17 protein-coding genes and 1 tRNA gene are annotated in these 15,791 nt (G+C 70.0%); 4 read left to right on the forward strand and 14 right to left on the reverse strand.

Annotation, left to right across the window (positions count from 1 at the left end; translation table 11 throughout):
* The first annotated feature begins 7 nt into the window (after nt 1–7).
* Nucleotides 8–949 carry a LysR family transcriptional regulator gene (locus tag RAC81_RS05525; RefSeq protein WP_375081389.1) on the forward strand — a complete coding sequence of 314 codons (942 nt, stop codon included), beginning with the start codon at nt 8–10 and terminating at the stop codon, nt 947–949.
* A 63-nt stretch (nt 950–1,012) separates the two neighbouring features.
* On the opposite strand, the gene RAC81_RS05530 is transcribed toward RAC81_RS05525, so the two are convergent.
* From RAC81_RS05530 to RAC81_RS05540, 3 genes are read right to left on the reverse strand one after another with little or no spacing between them, the layout of a single operon-like run.
* On the reverse strand, nt 1,013–2,545 hold the full coding sequence (locus RAC81_RS05530) for a tripartite tricarboxylate transporter permease (RefSeq protein WP_375081390.1): 1,533 nt from the start codon (nt 2,543–2,545) through the stop codon (nt 1,013–1,015).
* A 1-nt stretch (nt 2,546) separates the two neighbouring features.
* Nucleotides 2,547–3,158 carry a tripartite tricarboxylate transporter TctB family protein gene (locus RAC81_RS05535; protein WP_375081391.1) on the reverse strand — a complete coding sequence of 204 codons (612 nt, stop codon included), beginning with the start codon at nt 3,156–3,158 and terminating at the stop codon, nt 2,547–2,549.
* A complete protein-coding gene (locus RAC81_RS05540) occupies nt 3,158–4,153 on the reverse strand; it encodes a tripartite tricarboxylate transporter substrate binding protein (protein ID WP_375081392.1) in 996 nt (331 codons plus the stop codon). The genes RAC81_RS05535 and RAC81_RS05540 overlap by 1 nt, the downstream gene beginning before the upstream one ends.
* A 160-nt stretch (nt 4,154–4,313) precedes the next feature.
* On the opposite strand from RAC81_RS05540, the gene RAC81_RS05545 reads away from it, so the two are divergent.
* On the forward strand, nt 4,314–5,582 hold the full coding sequence (locus RAC81_RS05545) for an ATP-binding protein (RefSeq protein ID WP_375081393.1): 1,269 nt from the start codon (nt 4,314–4,316) through the stop codon (nt 5,580–5,582).
* The gene (locus RAC81_RS05550; RefSeq protein WP_375081394.1) at nt 5,579–6,319 is read left to right on the forward strand and encodes a response regulator; all 741 of its coding nucleotides are present in this window, start codon (nt 5,579–5,581) and stop codon (nt 6,317–6,319) included. The genes RAC81_RS05545 and RAC81_RS05550 overlap by 4 nt, the downstream gene beginning before the upstream one ends.
* Before the next feature lie 70 nt (nt 6,320–6,389).
* On the opposite strand, the gene RAC81_RS05555 is transcribed toward RAC81_RS05550, so the two are convergent.
* Nucleotides 6,390–6,462: transfer RNA gene (locus RAC81_RS05555), tRNA-Arg, on the reverse strand.
* Nucleotides 6,463–6,528: 66 nt separating this feature from the next.
* The gene (locus RAC81_RS05560) at nt 6,529–7,113 is read right to left on the reverse strand and encodes an asparagine synthase (protein ID WP_375081395.1); all 585 of its coding nucleotides are present in this window, start codon (nt 7,111–7,113) and stop codon (nt 6,529–6,531) included.
* 91 nt (nt 7,114–7,204) lie between these two features.
* Here RAC81_RS05560 and RAC81_RS05565 point away from each other — a divergent pair, with 91 nt between their 5' ends.
* Nucleotides 7,205–7,906 carry a phosphotransferase family protein gene (locus tag RAC81_RS05565; RefSeq protein ID WP_375081396.1) on the forward strand — a complete coding sequence of 234 codons (702 nt, stop codon included), beginning with the start codon at nt 7,205–7,207 and terminating at the stop codon, nt 7,904–7,906.
* A 1-nt stretch (nt 7,907) separates the two neighbouring features.
* On the opposite strand, the gene RAC81_RS05570 is transcribed toward RAC81_RS05565, so the two are convergent.
* From RAC81_RS05570 to RAC81_RS05610, 9 genes are all read right to left on the reverse strand, one after another.
* A complete protein-coding gene (locus RAC81_RS05570) occupies nt 7,908–8,771 on the reverse strand; it encodes a hypothetical protein (protein ID WP_375081516.1) in 864 nt (287 codons plus the stop codon).
* Nucleotides 8,771–9,016 (reverse strand): hypothetical protein, encoded by a 246-nt coding sequence (locus RAC81_RS05575; RefSeq protein WP_375081397.1) that lies wholly within the window; start codon nt 9,014–9,016, stop codon nt 8,771–8,773. Before RAC81_RS05575 ends, RAC81_RS05570 begins: the two co-directional genes overlap by 1 nt.
* 72 nt (nt 9,017–9,088) lie before the next feature.
* On the reverse strand, nt 9,089–11,323 hold the full coding sequence (locus RAC81_RS05580) for a heavy metal translocating P-type ATPase (protein WP_375081398.1): 2,235 nt from the start codon (nt 11,321–11,323) through the stop codon (nt 9,089–9,091).
* A 7-nt stretch (nt 11,324–11,330) separates the two neighbouring features.
* Nucleotides 11,331–11,540: a heavy-metal-associated domain-containing protein gene (locus RAC81_RS05585; protein ID WP_375081399.1), complete on the reverse strand. Its 210-nt coding sequence runs from the start codon at nt 11,538–11,540 to the stop codon at nt 11,331–11,333.
* A gap of 61 nt (nt 11,541–11,601) precedes the next feature.
* Nucleotides 11,602–12,261 carry a GntR family transcriptional regulator gene (locus RAC81_RS05590; RefSeq protein WP_375081400.1) on the reverse strand — a complete coding sequence of 220 codons (660 nt, stop codon included), beginning with the start codon at nt 12,259–12,261 and terminating at the stop codon, nt 11,602–11,604.
* Between the two features lie 67 nt (nt 12,262–12,328).
* Nucleotides 12,329–12,970, reverse strand: a complete 642-nt coding sequence (locus RAC81_RS05595) for an NADPH-dependent F420 reductase (protein ID WP_375081401.1) — start codon at nt 12,968–12,970, stop codon at nt 12,329–12,331.
* Between the two features lie 27 nt (nt 12,971–12,997).
* Nucleotides 12,998–13,942, reverse strand: a complete 945-nt coding sequence (locus tag RAC81_RS05600; RefSeq protein ID WP_375081402.1) for a GNAT family N-acetyltransferase — start codon at nt 13,940–13,942, stop codon at nt 12,998–13,000.
* Between the two features lie 46 nt (nt 13,943–13,988).
* On the reverse strand, nt 13,989–14,423 hold the full coding sequence (gene sufU, locus RAC81_RS05605; protein ID WP_375081403.1) for a Fe-S cluster assembly sulfur transfer protein SufU: 435 nt from the start codon (nt 14,421–14,423) through the stop codon (nt 13,989–13,991).
* On the reverse strand, nt 14,420–15,742 hold the full coding sequence (locus RAC81_RS05610) for an aminotransferase class V-fold PLP-dependent enzyme (protein WP_375081404.1): 1,323 nt from the start codon (nt 15,740–15,742) through the stop codon (nt 14,420–14,422). Before RAC81_RS05610 ends, sufU begins: the two co-directional genes overlap by 4 nt.
* Between the last annotated feature and the right edge of the window lie 49 nt (nt 15,743–15,791).

Below are 15,791 nucleotides of genomic sequence, written 5' to 3' on the forward strand. Positions count from 1 at the left end.
TTCACCTATGGCACGCGCGTCCAGCGGCATCACGCTGCAGCAACTCCACTACTTCGTCGAGGTCGCGGCAGAGGGATCCATCAGCGCCGCCGCCGACCTCCTCTACGTGTCGCAGCCGACCATGTCCGCCGCCATGAAGGATCTCGAGACACGCGCAGGCCGCACCCTGCTCCTCCGCTCGGCACGCGGCGTCACCCTCACGGCAGACGGCGCCGAATTCCTCGGATACGCCCGTCAGGTCACCGAGCAGGTCGCGCTGCTCGAGCAGCGCTACCTCGGCCGGCCGCCGTCTCGGCGCCTGCTCGGCGTCTCGGCGCAGCACTACTCCTTCGTGATCGACGCATTCGTGCGCATGGTGAAGGCGAGCGGGGCGGCCGAGTACGAGTTCTCGCTCCGTGAGACGCGGACGTGGGACATCATCGAAGACGTCCGGACGCTGCGCAGCGAACTCGGCATCCTCTACCGCAACGACTTCAACCGCAGCGTCATCGACAAGCTGCTCCGCGACTCGGGCCTGTCGTTCCGGCCGCTCTTCCTCGCCGATCCGCACATCTTCATCTCGCGCAAGAACCCGCTCGCCGCGCGCGACCGCGTGACCCTCGACGACCTCGCCGGCATCCCCCGCCTCACCTTCGACCAGGGCGCGAACAACTCCTTCTACTTCGCCGAGGAGATCCTGTCGACCCTGTCGAGCGCACGGGAGATCCGTGTCTCCGACCGCGCGACCATCTTCAACCTCATGATCGGCCTCGACGGGTACACGATCTCGACCGGGATCATCAGCGACGACCTCGATCCCGAGATCGTCGCGATCCCGCTCGACGTCGACGAGCGCATCGAGATCGGGTGGATCGGCCACTCCGCGATCCCGCTCACGGAGCAGGCGCAGCGCTACCTGGACGAGTTGCGCGCGGTCGTCGCCGGCTTCGGAGTCGAACTCCTCGGCTGATCTCCGGAGTACGAACGGGAACGCCTCGGACGATACGGCGTCCGAGGCGTTGCCCGTCGTCGGTCAGGCCTCGACGGACACCTTCTTCGCCTCGGCCTTCGCCTGGGCGCGTGCCACGATGCGCCCGCGCACCGCCAGCACGAGGACGATGGCCAGAATCGCGTACAGCGTGATCGAGATCGGCCCCTGCACGAGCACCGAGAAGTCGCCGTTCGCGCTCATCGCGGCATCCCGCAGGCTGGTCTCGGCGAGCGGTCCGAGCACCATGCCGATGATGAGCGGTGCGAGCGGGTAGTCGAGCGCCCGCATCAGGAACCCGAGCAGACCGATGCCCAGCAGCATGAGCAGGTCGAACACCGAGCCGCTCGTCGCGTAGATGCCGAGTGCGCAGAAGAGCGTGATCCCGGCGTAGAGGTACGGACGCGGGATCAGCAGCAGCTTGGCCCACAGCATCGCGAAAGGCAGGTTCAGGATGAGCAGCACGATCATCGCGATGAAGAAGCTCGCCAGCAGGGCCCACACGAGTTCGGGCGCGCGCTCGAACAGCAGCGGTCCGGGCTGCAGGCCGTACTGGCGGAAGGCGGCGAGCATGATGGCGGCGGTCGCCGAGATCGGCAGCCCCAGCGCGAGCAGAGCACCCATCGCCATGCTCGTGGTCGAGTTGCCCGCGGCTTCGGGGGCCGCGAGCCCGCGGATCGCCCCGGTGCCGAACTTCGGGTGCGCCCGACGCGCGTCGAGCCGCTTCTCGAGCCCGAACGCCAGGAAGGTGGGGATCTCGGAGCCGCCCGCCGGCACGACGCCGAACGGCAGGCCGATCGCCGTGCCCCGGAACCAGGCGGGAGCCGCTTCCTTGAACTCGCCACGCGTCAGCCACGGGCGGCCCGACGGCTTGATGAGCGCCTTGTCCTTCATGTGCCGCTCGAGGCAGGCGACGTAGATGACCTCGCCGAGCGCGAGGATCGCCACGGTCACGGTGACCAGCGAGACGCCGTCGAAGAGGTTCGGCGATCCCATGGTGAAGCGCGGGGCCCCCGAGACGCCGTCGACGCCGATCACGGCGATGCCGAGCCCGATGAACAGCGAGGTCAGCCCCTTGATCACGTTGTCGGTGACGACCGACGACGTGGCGACGAAGGCGAAGACGGCGAGCGCGAAGAACTCGGCCGGCCCGAACCGGCTGGAGAAGTCCGCGAGCGCAGGGGCCAGGAAGACCACGACGATCGATCCGATGAAGCCGCCGATGAACGCTCCGATCGCGGCGGTCGCGAGCGCCTGGGCCGCCCGTCCGTTCCTGGCCATCTTGTGGCCCTCGATGGTCGAGGCGATCGCCGACGCCTGCCCCGGCGTGTTCATCAGGATGCCCATGGTGGAATCGCCGAACAGCCCGCCGAAGTAGACGCCGGCGAACATGATGAACGCCGCCGTCGGTTCGAGAGAGAAGGTCACGGGCAGCAGCAGGGCCACCGCCATCGAGGATCCGAGGCCCGGCATGACGCCGACCGCGGTGCCGAGCAGGCATCCGACCAGAACCCAGACGAGGTTCTGCCAGGTGAGGGCTCCGGCGAAGCCCTCCGCGAGAAGCTGCAGCACGTCCATGTCAGAACCCCCATCCGAGAATGCCCGAGGGCAGAGACATGCCGAGCGCCATGTCGAACGCGATGTACGAGAGCGAGCTCACGGTCAGGCCGACCACGAGGCTGAACAGCCAGCGCGTCGAGCCGAACCCGCGCGCGATGCACCAGAACAGGAGCCCTGCGGCGATGATCCAGCCGAGGAGGTTGAGCACGAGCGCGAAGACGAGGAACGAGCCCACCACCCAGACGAGCGACCTCACGTCGACGCGGACCGTGCGCGGCACGGCCGGCTCCTCGGGCGTCGAAGCGGATGCCGGTGCGACCGGCGCCGCCGAGACGGATGCCGCGGCGTCGTCCTCTGCGCGATGCTCGCGCACGGCGCCGACGGCGAGCACGGCGGCGAACAGGTAGAGCCCGGCCGTGATCAGCGTCGGGAAGAACTGCGGCCCGGGGAAGGCCGTCCCCTCCGGGACCTTCATCGTGATGATGCCCACCAGCAGGTAGGTCGCGAAGGCGACCAGCACGGCCGGCATGGTGAGGTTCTTCAGCAGGGCCGCAGCGCGTCCGGGACCCGCCCCGAACGCCAGCCGCTGCCCGACGACCGCGGATACCGCTGTCGGATTGTTGGATGACATCACAGCCCCATCTCCTCGTACAGCTGCTCGATCCGGGAGTGCTCGTCTGCGAGGAACGCGTCGAGGTCCTCCCCCGTGATGACCCGCTCGGTCCAGTGGTAGCGGTCGATCGCGTCCTGCCACTCCGGTGTCTCGATCGACTCGGTGATCAGGTCGCGCAGTCCGTCGACCTGGTCGTCGGCGAGCCCTGCCGGTGCGGCGAGCATGCGCCAGTTGGTGAGCGAGACGTCGTAGCCCTGCTCGGCGGCCGTCGGGATATCGATGCCGTCGACGGGCTCCTCTGCGACGAGGGCGAGTACCCGCAGACGGCCCGACTCGATCTGGTCGATGTTGTCGGGATAGCCGCCGGCCGCCGCCTCGGCCGTGCCGTTGAGGAGGGCCTGGATCGCCTCTCCTCCGCCGTCCGACGAGATGTAGGTCGTGTCGAGGGGATCGATGCCCGCACTGAGCGCGAGGTCGGTCACGACGAGCTGATCGAATGACCCTCCGCCCGTCCAGGGCACGCCCTTCGGGTCGGCCTTCCAGGCCTCGACGAGGTCGTCGAGCGTCTCGTACGGCGAGTCGGCCGGCACCACGATCACGTCGTACTCCTCGACGACCACGGCGAGCGGGGTCACGTCGTCGAGCGTCGCCGCGGAGCCGAACTGGATCGTCGCCGCCATGAGGCCGGTGCCTCCGACGAGGAGGTTGTTCGGCTGCCCTTCGAGCACCGACACGTTGCCGAGGGCGATGGTGCCGCCTGCACCCGGCATGTTCACGACCTGGACGTTGTTGACGAGCCCGTTCGCCTTCTGCGCCTGCTGCAGCTCGCGGGCCACGCCGTCCCATCCGCCGCCTGCCGCGGCCGGCGCGATGATGGTCATCGACGCGTGGATGTCCTGTCCGGCTGCAGCCGACGTGATGGATCCGAACGCGGCGATGCCGATCGCCGCAGCGGCGATCGTGCCGCCTATGACGCGGGGTAGGACCCGCGCCCTCGATGAACTCGTCGTCATCATAGCCTCCTCGTGCGGACATCGTTGTCGCCGCAAGACGGTTATTAGGATGGCAAGGGTCCGAGCGCACGTCGCGTGCGCTCGGCTTTGTGCTCATAGATGCTCATGACGCTCAGCGACGAGCGGCGGACGGCGATCCCGCGACGGAGAGGTGGTCGAGATGAGACGCATCGGCGGCGGCCGCACTGTGCGCCTCGGCGTGCTGCTGCTGCCCAGCGTCATCGTGCTCGCCGCCGTCGGCGTGACGGCCGGGGTCGCGATCGCGGCGCAGGAGCGCAGCATCCGCGCCGCCACGGCCGACCGCGTGCACGAGGTCGCCGCGAGCCTCGCCGTGCTACCCGAGGTTCGGCGGACCCTGGAATCGACGATCGACAGCGGCGACGACGACGATCTGGCCGACGCGAGCGACCTCGCCGCTGCGACGGCGGAGTTGCAGCCGCTCGCCGACATCGTCGGGCAGGCCGCCGGCGTCTACTACGTCGTCATCACCGACGACGAGGGGGTGCGGATCACGCATCCCCTTCCCGAGGAGCGCGGGGTTCAGGTGTCGACCACGAACGAGTCGGTGCTGGCCGGCGAAGAGTTCCTCGGCACCGAGACCGGGCCGTCCGGCCGCTCACTGCGCGCCAAGGTCCCCGTCTACGGCGACGGCGACCGGGTCATCGGCATGGTGGCCGTCGGGGTGCTGGAATCGAGTCTCTCGGCGCAACGCGACGAGGCCCTCGGCGACCTCCTGCCGTGGATCATCGGCTCTCTCGTCGTCGGAACACTCGCGAGCTCGGCCGTCGGCGCGGCGATCGAGCGGCGCTTCCGTCGTCTCGACGAGCAGGCAGCTGAGCACGAGCACCTGCGGCGCACCACCGCCGCCCTGCAGGAGCAGTCGCACGAGTTCAGCACCCGGCTGCACGTGATCCACGGGCTCGTCTCGCACGGCGATACCGACGACGCGCTGGCCTACATCGACAACATCGTCCCGGTGCTCACGACCGAGCGACCGGGAGTCGCCGGAGCCACGGTCGTGGGCGCGGCGATCGAGGCCGTGCAGAACGAGCTCACCGCGCTGGGCACGCGGCTCGAGCTCGAGGTCGACGACGACGTCGCGGTCGACGAGGGCGTGCTGCTCGTCGTCGCGAACCTGTGCCGCAACGCGGGAGAGGCCGGCGCGCGGCGCGTCCGATGCACCATCACCGAGCGCGGACGCACCCTGGTGGGCTCGGTCGAAGACGACGGACCGGGTATCGACCCCGCCGACGTCGAGCGGGTGTTCGCGCGCGGCTACTCGTCGAAGGCGGATCGCTCGGTCGGCGGACGCGGTATCGGTCTCGACCTCGTGCGCCGCACGGTGGGGGCGCGCGGTGGCGTGATCGAGGTCGGGCGCTCGTCTCTGGGCGGCGCGCGCTTCGACTTCGAGATGGATGCGGTGCGGTGAGCGGCATCCGCGTTCTCGTCGTCGACGACGATCCCGGTGCTCGTGCGCTGCACGCTCGGTTCATCGCCGAGACTCCCGGTTTCGAGTTGGTGGGCACGGCCGGCACCGGCGTCGCGGCGCTCGCGCAGGTGACCGACGACGTCGAGCTGCTGCTGCTCGACATGCGCCTGCCCGACATCAGCGGGGTGGAGGTGCTGCACCGGCTCCGCGCCTTCGGAACAGGGGGTCCGGACGTGCTCGTGATCAGCTCGTCGCGCGACCAGGTGACGGTGCGCCAGGCGCTCGCGGCCCACGTCGTCGGGTATCTCATCAAGCCCTTCACTCAGGACGTGCTGCGCCGACGGCTCGAGGAGTACGCGGCCCGACGCAGCGCCCGTGAAGGCGACGAGCACGACCGGCCGCTGGCGCAGGGCGAAGTCGACCGCCTGCTCGCCACCGGAACCGTCCGGCTGGGCGATCGCGCGGGCGATCGCGCCTCCACCCCTCCGCGAGAACAGTCGAGCGGACTGCCGAAGGGACTCGCGGAGGTCACGCTGGCGCGCGTGATCGCGGCTCTCGACCCGGTCACCTCGCGGTCGGCATCCGACATCGCTGCGGCCTGCTCGCTCTCGCGCGCGACCGCTCGCCGTTACCTCGACCACCTCGTCGCGACGGGCGTGATCGACCTGGCGCACCGCTACGGCAAGCGCGGACGCCCGCAGGTGCTCTACCGCCTCGCACCGTCACCCGATGCCTGACGGTGCCGGCAGAACAGCCCCCGGATGCAGAAATCCCCGCCGCTAATGCGACGGGGACTTCCGGGTGATGTGCGCCCGAAGGGACTCGAACCCCTAACCTTCTGATCCGTAGTCAGATGCTCTATCCATTGAGCTACGGGCGCTCCTGGACCGCTCAGCGGGCCGTGGAACAGCTTATAACAGGAGCCAGACGATTGCGAATCGAGGGGTCAGTCGGCGCGTTCGGCGACCTTCTCCTGCTTCTTCTTGCGCTTGGCGCGGGCGCGCTGCTGAGACGACAGAGCCTGCAGGTCGACGAGCCGCAGCGCCTGCATGCGTGCGTCGCGCATGCGCTCGTAGTCGGGATCCTGATCGGGGCGCATGCCCTCGACGCGCAGACGACGGTCGAGGTTGTGGCGCACGTCCGACCAGGCCGCCGCGCGCGCCTCCTCGACGATCGTGCTCAGCGCCGCCTCGTCGTCCATCATCTCCCGCAGCTTCGTCGCGACTCCGTGCGACTGCTTCGCGCGACGGCGAAGGTTGCGTACGTCACGGTCCCGGTAGTCGTGAGTGCCGGACGGGTCGGAGTGGCGTCCGCGGGCGCGTTTGCGCAGGGCGGTGAGGTTCTCCTCCGCCTCTTCCGACTCCTCGGCCATCGCCCGCAGCGCCTCCCGCGCGTCGGCGATGTACTTCTGGGTGTCGAACACGCCGCCCTCCGCGATCGTGCCGATGAGGATGTGGTTCTTCACGGCGAGGCGCGCCGCGGCGGTCGCGATCGCGACGCCCTCGGCGATGGCATCCGCAGTTCGTCCCACCCGTTCCTCCTCCCTTCGAGCGTACCCGTTTCGACCCTCGCGTCGGTCGGCCAGAATGGAGCGGACCCCGGCCCGAGCGACGGAGATCATGATGCGACAGGGAGCAGTGGGCGCGGTGCGGCTCGTCGAGCGCGACGGCGTTCGCCTCGTCGAGAAGCGGATGCCGGATGCCGAGCGGCACCGCACCGAGGTCCGCGCACTCCAGGCGCTGTCATCCGTCGACGGCCTGCCCACCCCCGAGCTCGTCGAGGACGGGCCGGGCGCGATCCTCATGACGGAGATGCCGGGAATCCGACTCGACGACGTCGCCGCGGAGACCCGCCTCGCCGGGCTCAGCGCCTCGGCATCCCTTCTCCGCCGGTTGCACGAAGTGCCGCCACCCGCCGGTCTCGCACCGCGCCCCGACGACGCGGTCGTCGTCGCGCGCTATCGGGCTTCCGACGCCCCTCCTCTACCGCTCGTGGTCCCGCCCTCGTCGGGTCAGGTCTTCTGCCACGGCGACTGGACCGACGGCAACCTCCTCTACGCCGCGGGCCGGATCTCCGGGATCGTCGACTGGGAGGCGGCGCATCTCGGCGATCCGCTCCGCGAGCTGTCTCGCGCCGCCTGGGGCGCGAGTCGCAAGGATCCGCGATCGACGGCGGCCCTGATCGGGGCCTACGGGGCGGATGCCGACGAGGTGCATCAGTGGGATGCGATACATGCCGCCGAGCTGTGGCTCTGGTTCGCCGAGGCCGGCCCGCCCGAGTACCTCGCGCAGCTCACCGCGGAGCTGCGGGAGTGGGAGACCTGAGTCAGCGCACCACGCCGACCCAGATGCCGGAGGCCCACGCCTGCTGGTCGCCATTGCAACCGACGGATCCCGGATACCCGCGCACAACGGCCATGCAGTTGGCGAGGAACTCCGGGTCACCGCCGAACAGAGACTCGTATGACCCCGAGGCGTTGAGCGATCCCCAGACCTGGAACTGGTAGATGTGCGCGAGCTCGTGCGCCATGGCCCAGTTCAGTCGATCAGCGCTCCATCCGGCTATGTCTCCGCGGTACTTGATGTACCCGTTGCTGTTCGCGCAGGCGGGCGCCGTGCCTCCGGCGCACGACGACGATTCGTACAGGCCTACCCCGGCTCCGCCGACCCGGTCGAGCGCGGCGCGCACGCGCGCGTAGCCGTCGGGTCCGCTCGACGACCAGGCGGGTCCCGTCGGGCGCGCGTACTGCGCCGCCTGCCACGTCGAGACCTCCTCGCCCACCTTGTCGGCGAGCGCGTGCACGGTCGCGGTCGCGGCGACGACCACCGCCGGGTCGGACTTCTCCGCGAGCACGGTCTGCTGGGCCGACTGCGCCGCCGCCCTGTGCGCGGCGGTGTCGACCTTGCCCTCGGCCGCACTGATCGCCGCGCTCAGCGACGCGATCTCCTGCACGAAGGCCGGGCGCACCTCGAGCACGGCTGCGCGGCCGGCGGTGTCGCGTTCGGCGGCCTCGACCTGCCCCCGCAGATGGTCGGACCGCATCTGCGCGTCGTTCGTCTGCTGAGCGATCTGCTGCAGCTCGGCGACGGCTTCGGCCCGAGCGTCGTCGAGCGCCTGCGCCCGGCCGACGACACCGGCGGCGAGCAGCACGGCGGTCACGACCGTGACCGAGAACACGCGGCGCAGCATCACGGGAGGAAGCCTGTGGAGTCGGCGAGCTGTGCGTCCTGCTCGGCGATCTGCGCGCGCAGGCTCGTGAGCTGCTCAGCGAGGTCGTAGTTGGCGGCCCGCGCGGCGTCGAGGTTCTCCTCGGCTCGCACGACCGCCGCCTTCACCTCTGCGAGCGCGGCCACACGCTGCTCGTCGGCGACCACGACGATCACCGCTCCACCGACGAGCAGCAGCCCTCCGACGACGACCGCGAGTCTGCGCATATCGCTCCCCAGACACGACGCACTTCCGGAACGATTCCGTACGCACAATATATCCAGGCGGAAGGGCGCCGACTACCCGATCGCGTGCGGAGCGGCACTGCGGAAACGCCGCAGTCTCAGACTGTTCAGCACGACGAAGACGCTGGAGAACGCCATGGCGGCTCCGGCGAGCATCGGGTTCAGCAGTCCGAGCGCCGCAAGCGGGATCGCCGCGACGTTGTACGCGAGCGCCCAGAACAGGTTGCCGCGGATGATCGCGAGGGTGCGCCGGGCGAGACGGATCGCGTCGACCGCGCCCCAGAGGTCGCCGCGCACCAGGGTGAGATCCGACGCCTCGATCGCGGCATCCGTTCCGGTGCCCATGGCTATCCCGAGGTCGGATGCTGCGAGCGCCGCCGCGTCGTTGACGCCGTCACCCACCATCGCCACGACCTTTCCCTGCCCCTGCAGCGCCGCGACCTCGGCGACCTTCTGCTCGGGCAGCACGCCGGCGCGCACGGCCCGGATGCCGACCTCCGCCGCCACGGCCTCTGCGGCGCGCCGGTTATCGCCGGTGAGCAGCACGGGCTCGAGACCGAGGTCGCGCAGGGCGGCGATCGCCTCGCGGGCATCGGGCTTGACGACATCGGACACGACGAGCACTCCGCGAGCGCGTCCGCCCCAGGCGACCACGACGGCGGTGTGCGCACGACGCTCCGCGTCCTCGAACGCGGCGAGCAGACCGCCGTCGAGCGGCACCGATTCCTCGGAGAGAACCGCCGGCCGACCGACCGTGACCGGCACGCCGTCGACGAGGCCGGCGACGCCGCGGCCTTGGATGCTGCGGAACTCGCTCACCGACGGCAGGTCGCCGAACCGCTCCACCGCCCCGCGCACGATCGCTGCTGCGACGGGGTGCTCTGAGGCGTCCTCGAGCGCGGCGGCGCGGCGCAGCACCTCGCCCTCGCCCTCGCCGTCCGCAGGGATGACCTCGGCGAGCGTCATGCGTCCGCTCGTCACGGTGCCGGTCTTGTCAAGCACGACCGTGTCGACACGGCGGGTCGACTCGAGCACCTCCGGTCCCTTGATGAGCACGCCGAGCTGCGCACCGCGGCCGGTGCCGACGAGCAGCGCCATCGGCGTGGCGAGCCCGAGCGCGCACGGGCACGCGATGATCAGCACCGCGACAGCCGCCGTGAACGCCGCAGAGACTCCCCCACCGCCGATCAGCCAAGCGACGAGCGTCACGGCGGCGATCGCGAACACGATGGGCACGAACACGGTCGAGAGCCGGTCGGCGAGGCGCTGCGCCTCGGCCTTGCCCGACTGCGCCTGCTCGACGAGCCGCGCCATGCGCGCGAGCTGCGTGTCGGCCCCGACTCTCGTGGCGGTGACGACCAGGCGGCCGCCCACGTTCACGGTCGCGCCGGTGACGGCGTCGCCCGCACCTACCTCCACCGGCACGGACTCGCCGGTCAGCATCGACGCGTCGACAGCCGACGACCCCTCGCGCACGACGCCGTCGGTCGCGATCTTCTCGCCCGGCCGAACGACGAACACGTCGCCGACGACGAGGTGAGCCAGCGGCATCCGCTGTTCCACGCCGTCGCGCAGCACGGCGACGTCCTTCGCGCCGAGTTCGCCGAGGGCGCGCAGGGCCGCCCCTGCCGTGCGCTTCGAGCGCTGCTCGAGGAAGCGGCCGAGGAGCAGGAACATCGTGACGCCCGCGGCCACCTCGAGGTAGATGGTCCCGAGCCCGTCACCGCGCTCGATCGTGAACCGGAACGGATGCGTCATGCCCCACATGCCTGCCGTGCCGAAGACGAGCGCGTACAGCGACCAGAGGAAGGCGGCCGAGACACCGACCGAGATCAGCGTGTCCATCGTGACGGTGCGGTGGCGGGCGTTGAGCACGGCTGCGCGGTGGAACGGCCACGCCGCCCACGTGACCACCGGGACAGCGAGCGCGAGCGACGCCCACTGCCAGCCGGGGAACTGCAGCCCCTCGACCATCGCCATCGCGATGACCGGCACCGCGAGAGCCACGGCCACGATGAGCCGCCGGCGCAGCAGGACGTAGGCCGGGTCGGTCTCGGCGGGCACGGTCTCGCGCGGCAGCGCGGCGGTGTAGCCGGTGCGGACGACCTCGGAGATCAGGTCGTCGGCGACCACGTCTCCCGCGACCTCGACGTGCGCTTTCTCGGTCGCGTAGTTGACGGATGCCGTCACGCCGTCGATCCGGTTCAGACGCTTCTCGATGCGCGCGGCGCACGACGCACAGGTCATGCCTCCGATCTCGAGATCGTACGAGGCCAGCTGCTCGCTCATGGGCGGATCAGGCGCGCGCGGCGCTGTACCCGGCCTCGTCGACCGCTGCCAGGACGGCGGTGTCGTCGAGCGGGGACTCGGAGGTGACGACGAGTCGGCCGGATGCCGCGCTCACGTCGATGGTGGTGACGCCCTGCAGCTTCGAGACCTCGCTGCGCACGGAGCCCTCGCAGTGCCCGCAGGTCATGCCGGTCACGGTGTAAGTGGTCGTGGTCATGTCGATCCTTTCGTCGATGACACCTCCACCATACCCCCTAGGGGTATACGAGAGCTCAAGATCAGGCAGATTCCGCGCGGACTTCGAGGCGGCGCGCGGCGGACGCCACGGCGCTCGCGGTGTGCTGCGGGATCAGCATGCGCAATGCATCGGCATCCTGCGCCTCGACGGCTTCGAGGATCACCCGATGCTCCTCGGCCGTCTCCACGAGGTCGTCGTGCTGGCCGAAGAGCCACTTCAGACGGGTCGCGAAGACGCCGACGAACTCGCCGATCATATGGTTCCCCGCGAGGTGCGCCGCGACCTCGTGGAAGAGACTCGCCGCGATGCGTGCACCCTCGACATCGCCGGATGCGGCGGCCGCCAGCTCCTGCTCGTAGACCGAGCGGAGCCGAGCATGCCCCTCCGGCGTGCCGCGTTGCGCGGCGAAGACGAAGATCATCGTCTCGATCGCCTCGCGCACCTCGCCGTAGTCCTGAAGATCCTGCCGCGAGAATTCCCGCACGACGGCCCAGGTGCGCGGACGCGCCACCACGACCCCCTCGGAGACGAGGGTGCGGATCGCCTCACGGACGGGAAGACGAGAGACGTTGAGATCCGCCGCGATGTCGCGCTCGACGAGCCGGGATCCCGGAAGCCTCCGACCCAAGACGATGTCATCGCGCAGAATGCGCGTCACTCTCACCGACTCGAGTTCGCCGGCAGCCCCCACCTCCGCCATATCGGGATTGTCTCATCCGCGTGCCGGAGGGACAAGTTTGGTATCCCACCAGGCGCGGAATTGCAGCTCAGGGCAGGCGGTTCGCGATGGCGAGGTTGGCGCGCAGCTCCTCGGCGTTCTGGCGCACCACGTAGGCGGGGCGGTCGCGCTCGACGCGCCACGACTCGCTCAGCGGACCGATGTTCACGGTGTCGAAGCCGAGTTCGTCGTAGAACCGGGTGACGAACTCCACGGCCTCTGCGTCGTCGCCGGCCGTCGCGAGGGCACGACGGTTCGCCGTCCCCGCCGGAGCGCCGTCGGTCGTGATGTCGCGGGCCATGATGTGGTTGAACGCCTTCACGATGCGGGAGGTGGGCAGCTGACGCTGCAGCAGCTCAGACGTGGTGGTCTCGCCCTTGTCGAGCTCGTCGATATGCCCGTCGCGCTCGAAGTAGTAGTTGTTCGTGTCGAGGACGATCTTGCCCGCCAACTCGTCGACGGGGAGCTCGTCGATGCGACCGAGCGGGATCGTGACCACCGCGACGTCGGCCGCCGCGGCAGCCTCCGCAGCGGTCGCCGCGCGCGCCCTGTCCCCCAGCTCCACGATGAGAGGGGCGAGCGTCTCGGGTCCGCGCGAGTTCGCGATCACGACGTCATAGCCGTGAGCCACCGCCGCGCGCGCGACCTGGCTGCCGATGTGTCCTGCACCGATGATTCCGAGAGTGGTCATGTGAGGGTCAACGTGTCGCTGCGGCACCTATTCCGCGATGTGGAGCAGATGCCTCTCCTCGACGCGTCGATAGCCGAGTCCTTCGTACAGGGCGATCGCGCCTGAGTTCGCTCCGAACACGTGCAGTCCGATCGAGTCCGCTCCGCGGTCTCGCGCCACCCGCTCGGCGGCGAGCATCATCTCCCGTCCGTAGCCCCTGCGCCGCTCCGATTCGGCGACCTCGATGTCGAGGATGAAGGCGTGCGGCCTACCGCCCCTGCTTCGGAGGCCGACCCAGAGGATGCCGACCTCCTCCCCGTCGACCGTGGCAGTGAAGAGCTCCTGCCCCTCGGTCGCCACGCCATCCGGCAACTCCTGCGTCATCTGCCGGTGCGACTCGACGCGGGCGTCCTCGAGCGAGTACCGCCCCGAAGCTGCGAGCTCCTCCGCGAAGGCCGACTCGGACGCCGCCGCGAACGACGGAAAGCGTTCGGCGGCCATCGGTTCGACCAGGATCTGCGGTTCGCGATCGCGAACAGGCAGGGGCTCCAACAGCATCTGGATCGACGCGCAGGCGAACCCGCGCCCCTCGATGAATCCGCGCGTGCGGTCGTCGGTGACGGATAGCGGCACGCTCAGCCGATCGGCCTCGTGGTCGCGCGCCATCGCCACGAGTGCGGAGAACAGCGCGTCCCGCTGCGACGCAGACGGGTCGCGGGCGAACGACAGGTCGATGATCATGAGCATCCCGGTCATCGAGGCCAGCCACACCGTGCCCAGTTCGTGACCCCCGTCGCGAATCGACAGGATGACCGATGTCTGCGTCTCGGCTCCATCGGGAAGGAGCTGATCGAGGAAGGCGTCGGCGTGCGCGACGGCGTCGTCGCCGACCAGCATCCCCGACTCCTGGCGGAGAGCGATGAGACGCCGCCGGGTCACCGACCGCCAATCGTCGAAGCGGTCGGGGTCGAGCGGTGTCAGCGTGAGGGCCATGCCTCCATCCTGCACCTCGGCTTCGGCCGTCTCGACGGCGCCGGTGTCAGCTCTTCTGCAGCGCGTCCTCGGCCGCGACCCACGCGAGCATCGCGCACTTCACCCGCGCGACGTAGCGCGAGACCCCGCCGAGCGCTGCGGCATCGCCGAGCAGCTCCTCGTCGGGCTCGATCTTCCCGCGCGAGCGCATCGCCGTGCGGAACGCGTCGATCCGCACTTCGAGCTCCTCGACCGTGAGCCCTTCGGCCAGTTCGGCGAGGAGCGACGCCGAGGCCTGTGAGATCGCGCAGCCGTGTCCCTCCCAGGCGATCGCCTCGACGCTGCCGTCGGCCGCGCGGTGCACCTGCAGGGTGACCTCGTCACCGCACGTGGGGTTGATCTGGTGCGACTGCGCGGCGATCTCGTCGCGCAGTCCGAACCCGTGCGGCGTGCGCGACTGGTCGAGGATGAGCTCCTGATACAGGTTCTGCAGGTCGCTCATGCGCCCCTCCGGAAGAAGTCGATGGCTCCGGCGACGCCGGCGATCACGGCATCCACCTCGTCCTCGGTCGTGTAGAGATAGGTGCTCGCCCTGGTCGACGAGGTGATGCCCAGTCGGCGGTGCAGCGGCTGCGCGCAGTGGTGGCCGACGCGCACGGCTATGCCGAGGTCGTCGAGGTACTGGCCCACGTCGTGCGAATGGATGCCGTCGACGTCGAAGCTCGCGAGGCCCACCCGTGGCAGATCGATGCCCGCGCCGAGCACGCGCACCCCGTCTATCGCCGTGAGCCCCTCGACGAGACGACGGCCGAAGGCGGCCTCGTGGGCGGCGATGCGCGGCATCCCGACCGCCGAGAGATAGTCGACCGCCGCGGCGAGAGCCACAGCCTGAGACACCCGCTGCGTGCCGGCCTCGAAGCGCTGCGGCGGCGGAAGGTACTCGGCCTCGGTCGTCGTGACCGTCGTGATCATCGAGCCGCCGGTGAGGAAGGGCGGGAGCGCCTCGAGCAGTTCGCGGCGCCCGTATAGCGCGCCGATGCCCGAGGGGCCGAGCATCTTGTGACCGGACAGCACGGCGAAGTCGACGTCGAGCGCGCGCACGTCGAGCGGCAGGTGCGGCGCGGACTGGCATGCGTCGAGCAGCACGAGGGCGCCGACCCGGCGGGCCATGGCGACGAGCTGATCTGTGGGGTTGATCACACCGAGCACGTTCGACACGTGCGTGACGGCGACGAGCCTGGTGCGGTCGCCGATGAGCTCGGCGGCTACGTCGAGCCGCAGCGCTCCGTCGTCGTCGAGCGGGATCACCCGCAGCGTCGCCCCCGTGCGCGCGGCGAGCTCCTGCCACGGGATGAGGTTTGCGTGATGCTCCATCTCGGTCGTGACGATCTCGTCGCCCTGACCGATGCGGAAGCGCTCGGCGGCCGCTCCTCCGCGCCCCAGAGATGCGTTCGAGATTCCGTAGGCGACGAGGTTGATGGCCTCGGTCGCGTTGGACGTCCAGACGATCTCGCCCTCATCGGCGCCGATGAAGCGGGCGAGGGTCGCACGGGCGTCTTCGAAGACCTCGGTCGCCTCGGCGGCGAGCGTGTGCGCCCCGCGATGCACGGCGGCGTTCAGCGTCGTCGCGAACTCCCGCTCGGCATCGAGCACCGCAAGCGGGCGCTGCGAGGTGGCACCCGAATCGAGGTATGCGAGCGGATGCCCGTTCACCTCGACGCCCAGGATCGGGAAGTCCTCGCGCAGGCGCCGCACCTCGGCATCCGTCAGCGGGGTGTCCGCAGGCATGGTGATCACGTCGGAGGCAGAGGTCGAACTCATCCTTCTAGCTTCTCATCCGGGGGCGACGACGGCATCGGCAGCCACCGAT

Origin of the sequence: Microbacterium sp. CR_7 (assembly GCF_041954755.1) — a bacterium.
Classification (GTDB): Bacteria; Actinomycetota; Actinomycetes; order Actinomycetales; family Microbacteriaceae; genus Microbacterium.

Coding starts and splice junctions, on each gene's coding strand:
- RAC81_RS05525 (WP_375081389.1), top strand. CDS start 8: ATGGCACGCGCGTCCAGCGGCATCACGCTGCAGCAACTCCACTACTTC.
- RAC81_RS05530 (WP_375081390.1), bottom strand. CDS start 2,545: ATGGACGTGCTGCAGCTTCTCGCGGAGGGCTTCGCCGGAGCCCTCACC.
- RAC81_RS05535 (WP_375081391.1), bottom strand. CDS start 3,158: ATGTCATCCAACAATCCGACAGCGGTATCCGCGGTCGTCGGGCAGCGG.
- RAC81_RS05540 (WP_375081392.1), bottom strand. CDS start 4,153: ATGACGACGAGTTCATCGAGGGCGCGGGTCCTACCCCGCGTCATAGGC.
- RAC81_RS05545 (WP_375081393.1), top strand. CDS start 4,314: ATGAGACGCATCGGCGGCGGCCGCACTGTGCGCCTCGGCGTGCTGCTG.
- RAC81_RS05565 (WP_375081396.1), top strand. CDS start 7,205: ATGCGACAGGGAGCAGTGGGCGCGGTGCGGCTCGTCGAGCGCGACGGC.
- RAC81_RS05570 (WP_375081516.1), bottom strand. CDS start 8,771: ATGCTGCGCCGCGTGTTCTCGGTCACGGTCGTGACCGCCGTGCTGCTC.
- RAC81_RS05575 (WP_375081397.1), bottom strand. CDS start 9,016: ATGCGCAGACTCGCGGTCGTCGTCGGAGGGCTGCTGCTCGTCGGTGGA.
- RAC81_RS05580 (WP_375081398.1), bottom strand. CDS start 11,323: ATGAGCGAGCAGCTGGCCTCGTACGATCTCGAGATCGGAGGCATGACC.
- RAC81_RS05585 (WP_375081399.1), bottom strand. CDS start 11,540: ATGACCACGACCACTTACACCGTGACCGGCATGACCTGCGGGCACTGC.
- RAC81_RS05590 (WP_375081400.1), bottom strand. CDS start 12,261: ATGGCGGAGGTGGGGGCTGCCGGCGAACTCGAGTCGGTGAGAGTGACG.
- RAC81_RS05595 (WP_375081401.1), bottom strand. CDS start 12,970: ATGACCACTCTCGGAATCATCGGTGCAGGACACATCGGCAGCCAGGTC.
- RAC81_RS05600 (WP_375081402.1), bottom strand. CDS start 13,942: ATGGCCCTCACGCTGACACCGCTCGACCCCGACCGCTTCGACGATTGG.
- sufU (WP_375081403.1), bottom strand. CDS start 14,423: ATGAGCGACCTGCAGAACCTGTATCAGGAGCTCATCCTCGACCAGTCG.
- RAC81_RS05610 (WP_375081404.1), bottom strand. CDS start 15,742: ATGAGTTCGACCTCTGCCTCCGACGTGATCACCATGCCTGCGGACACC.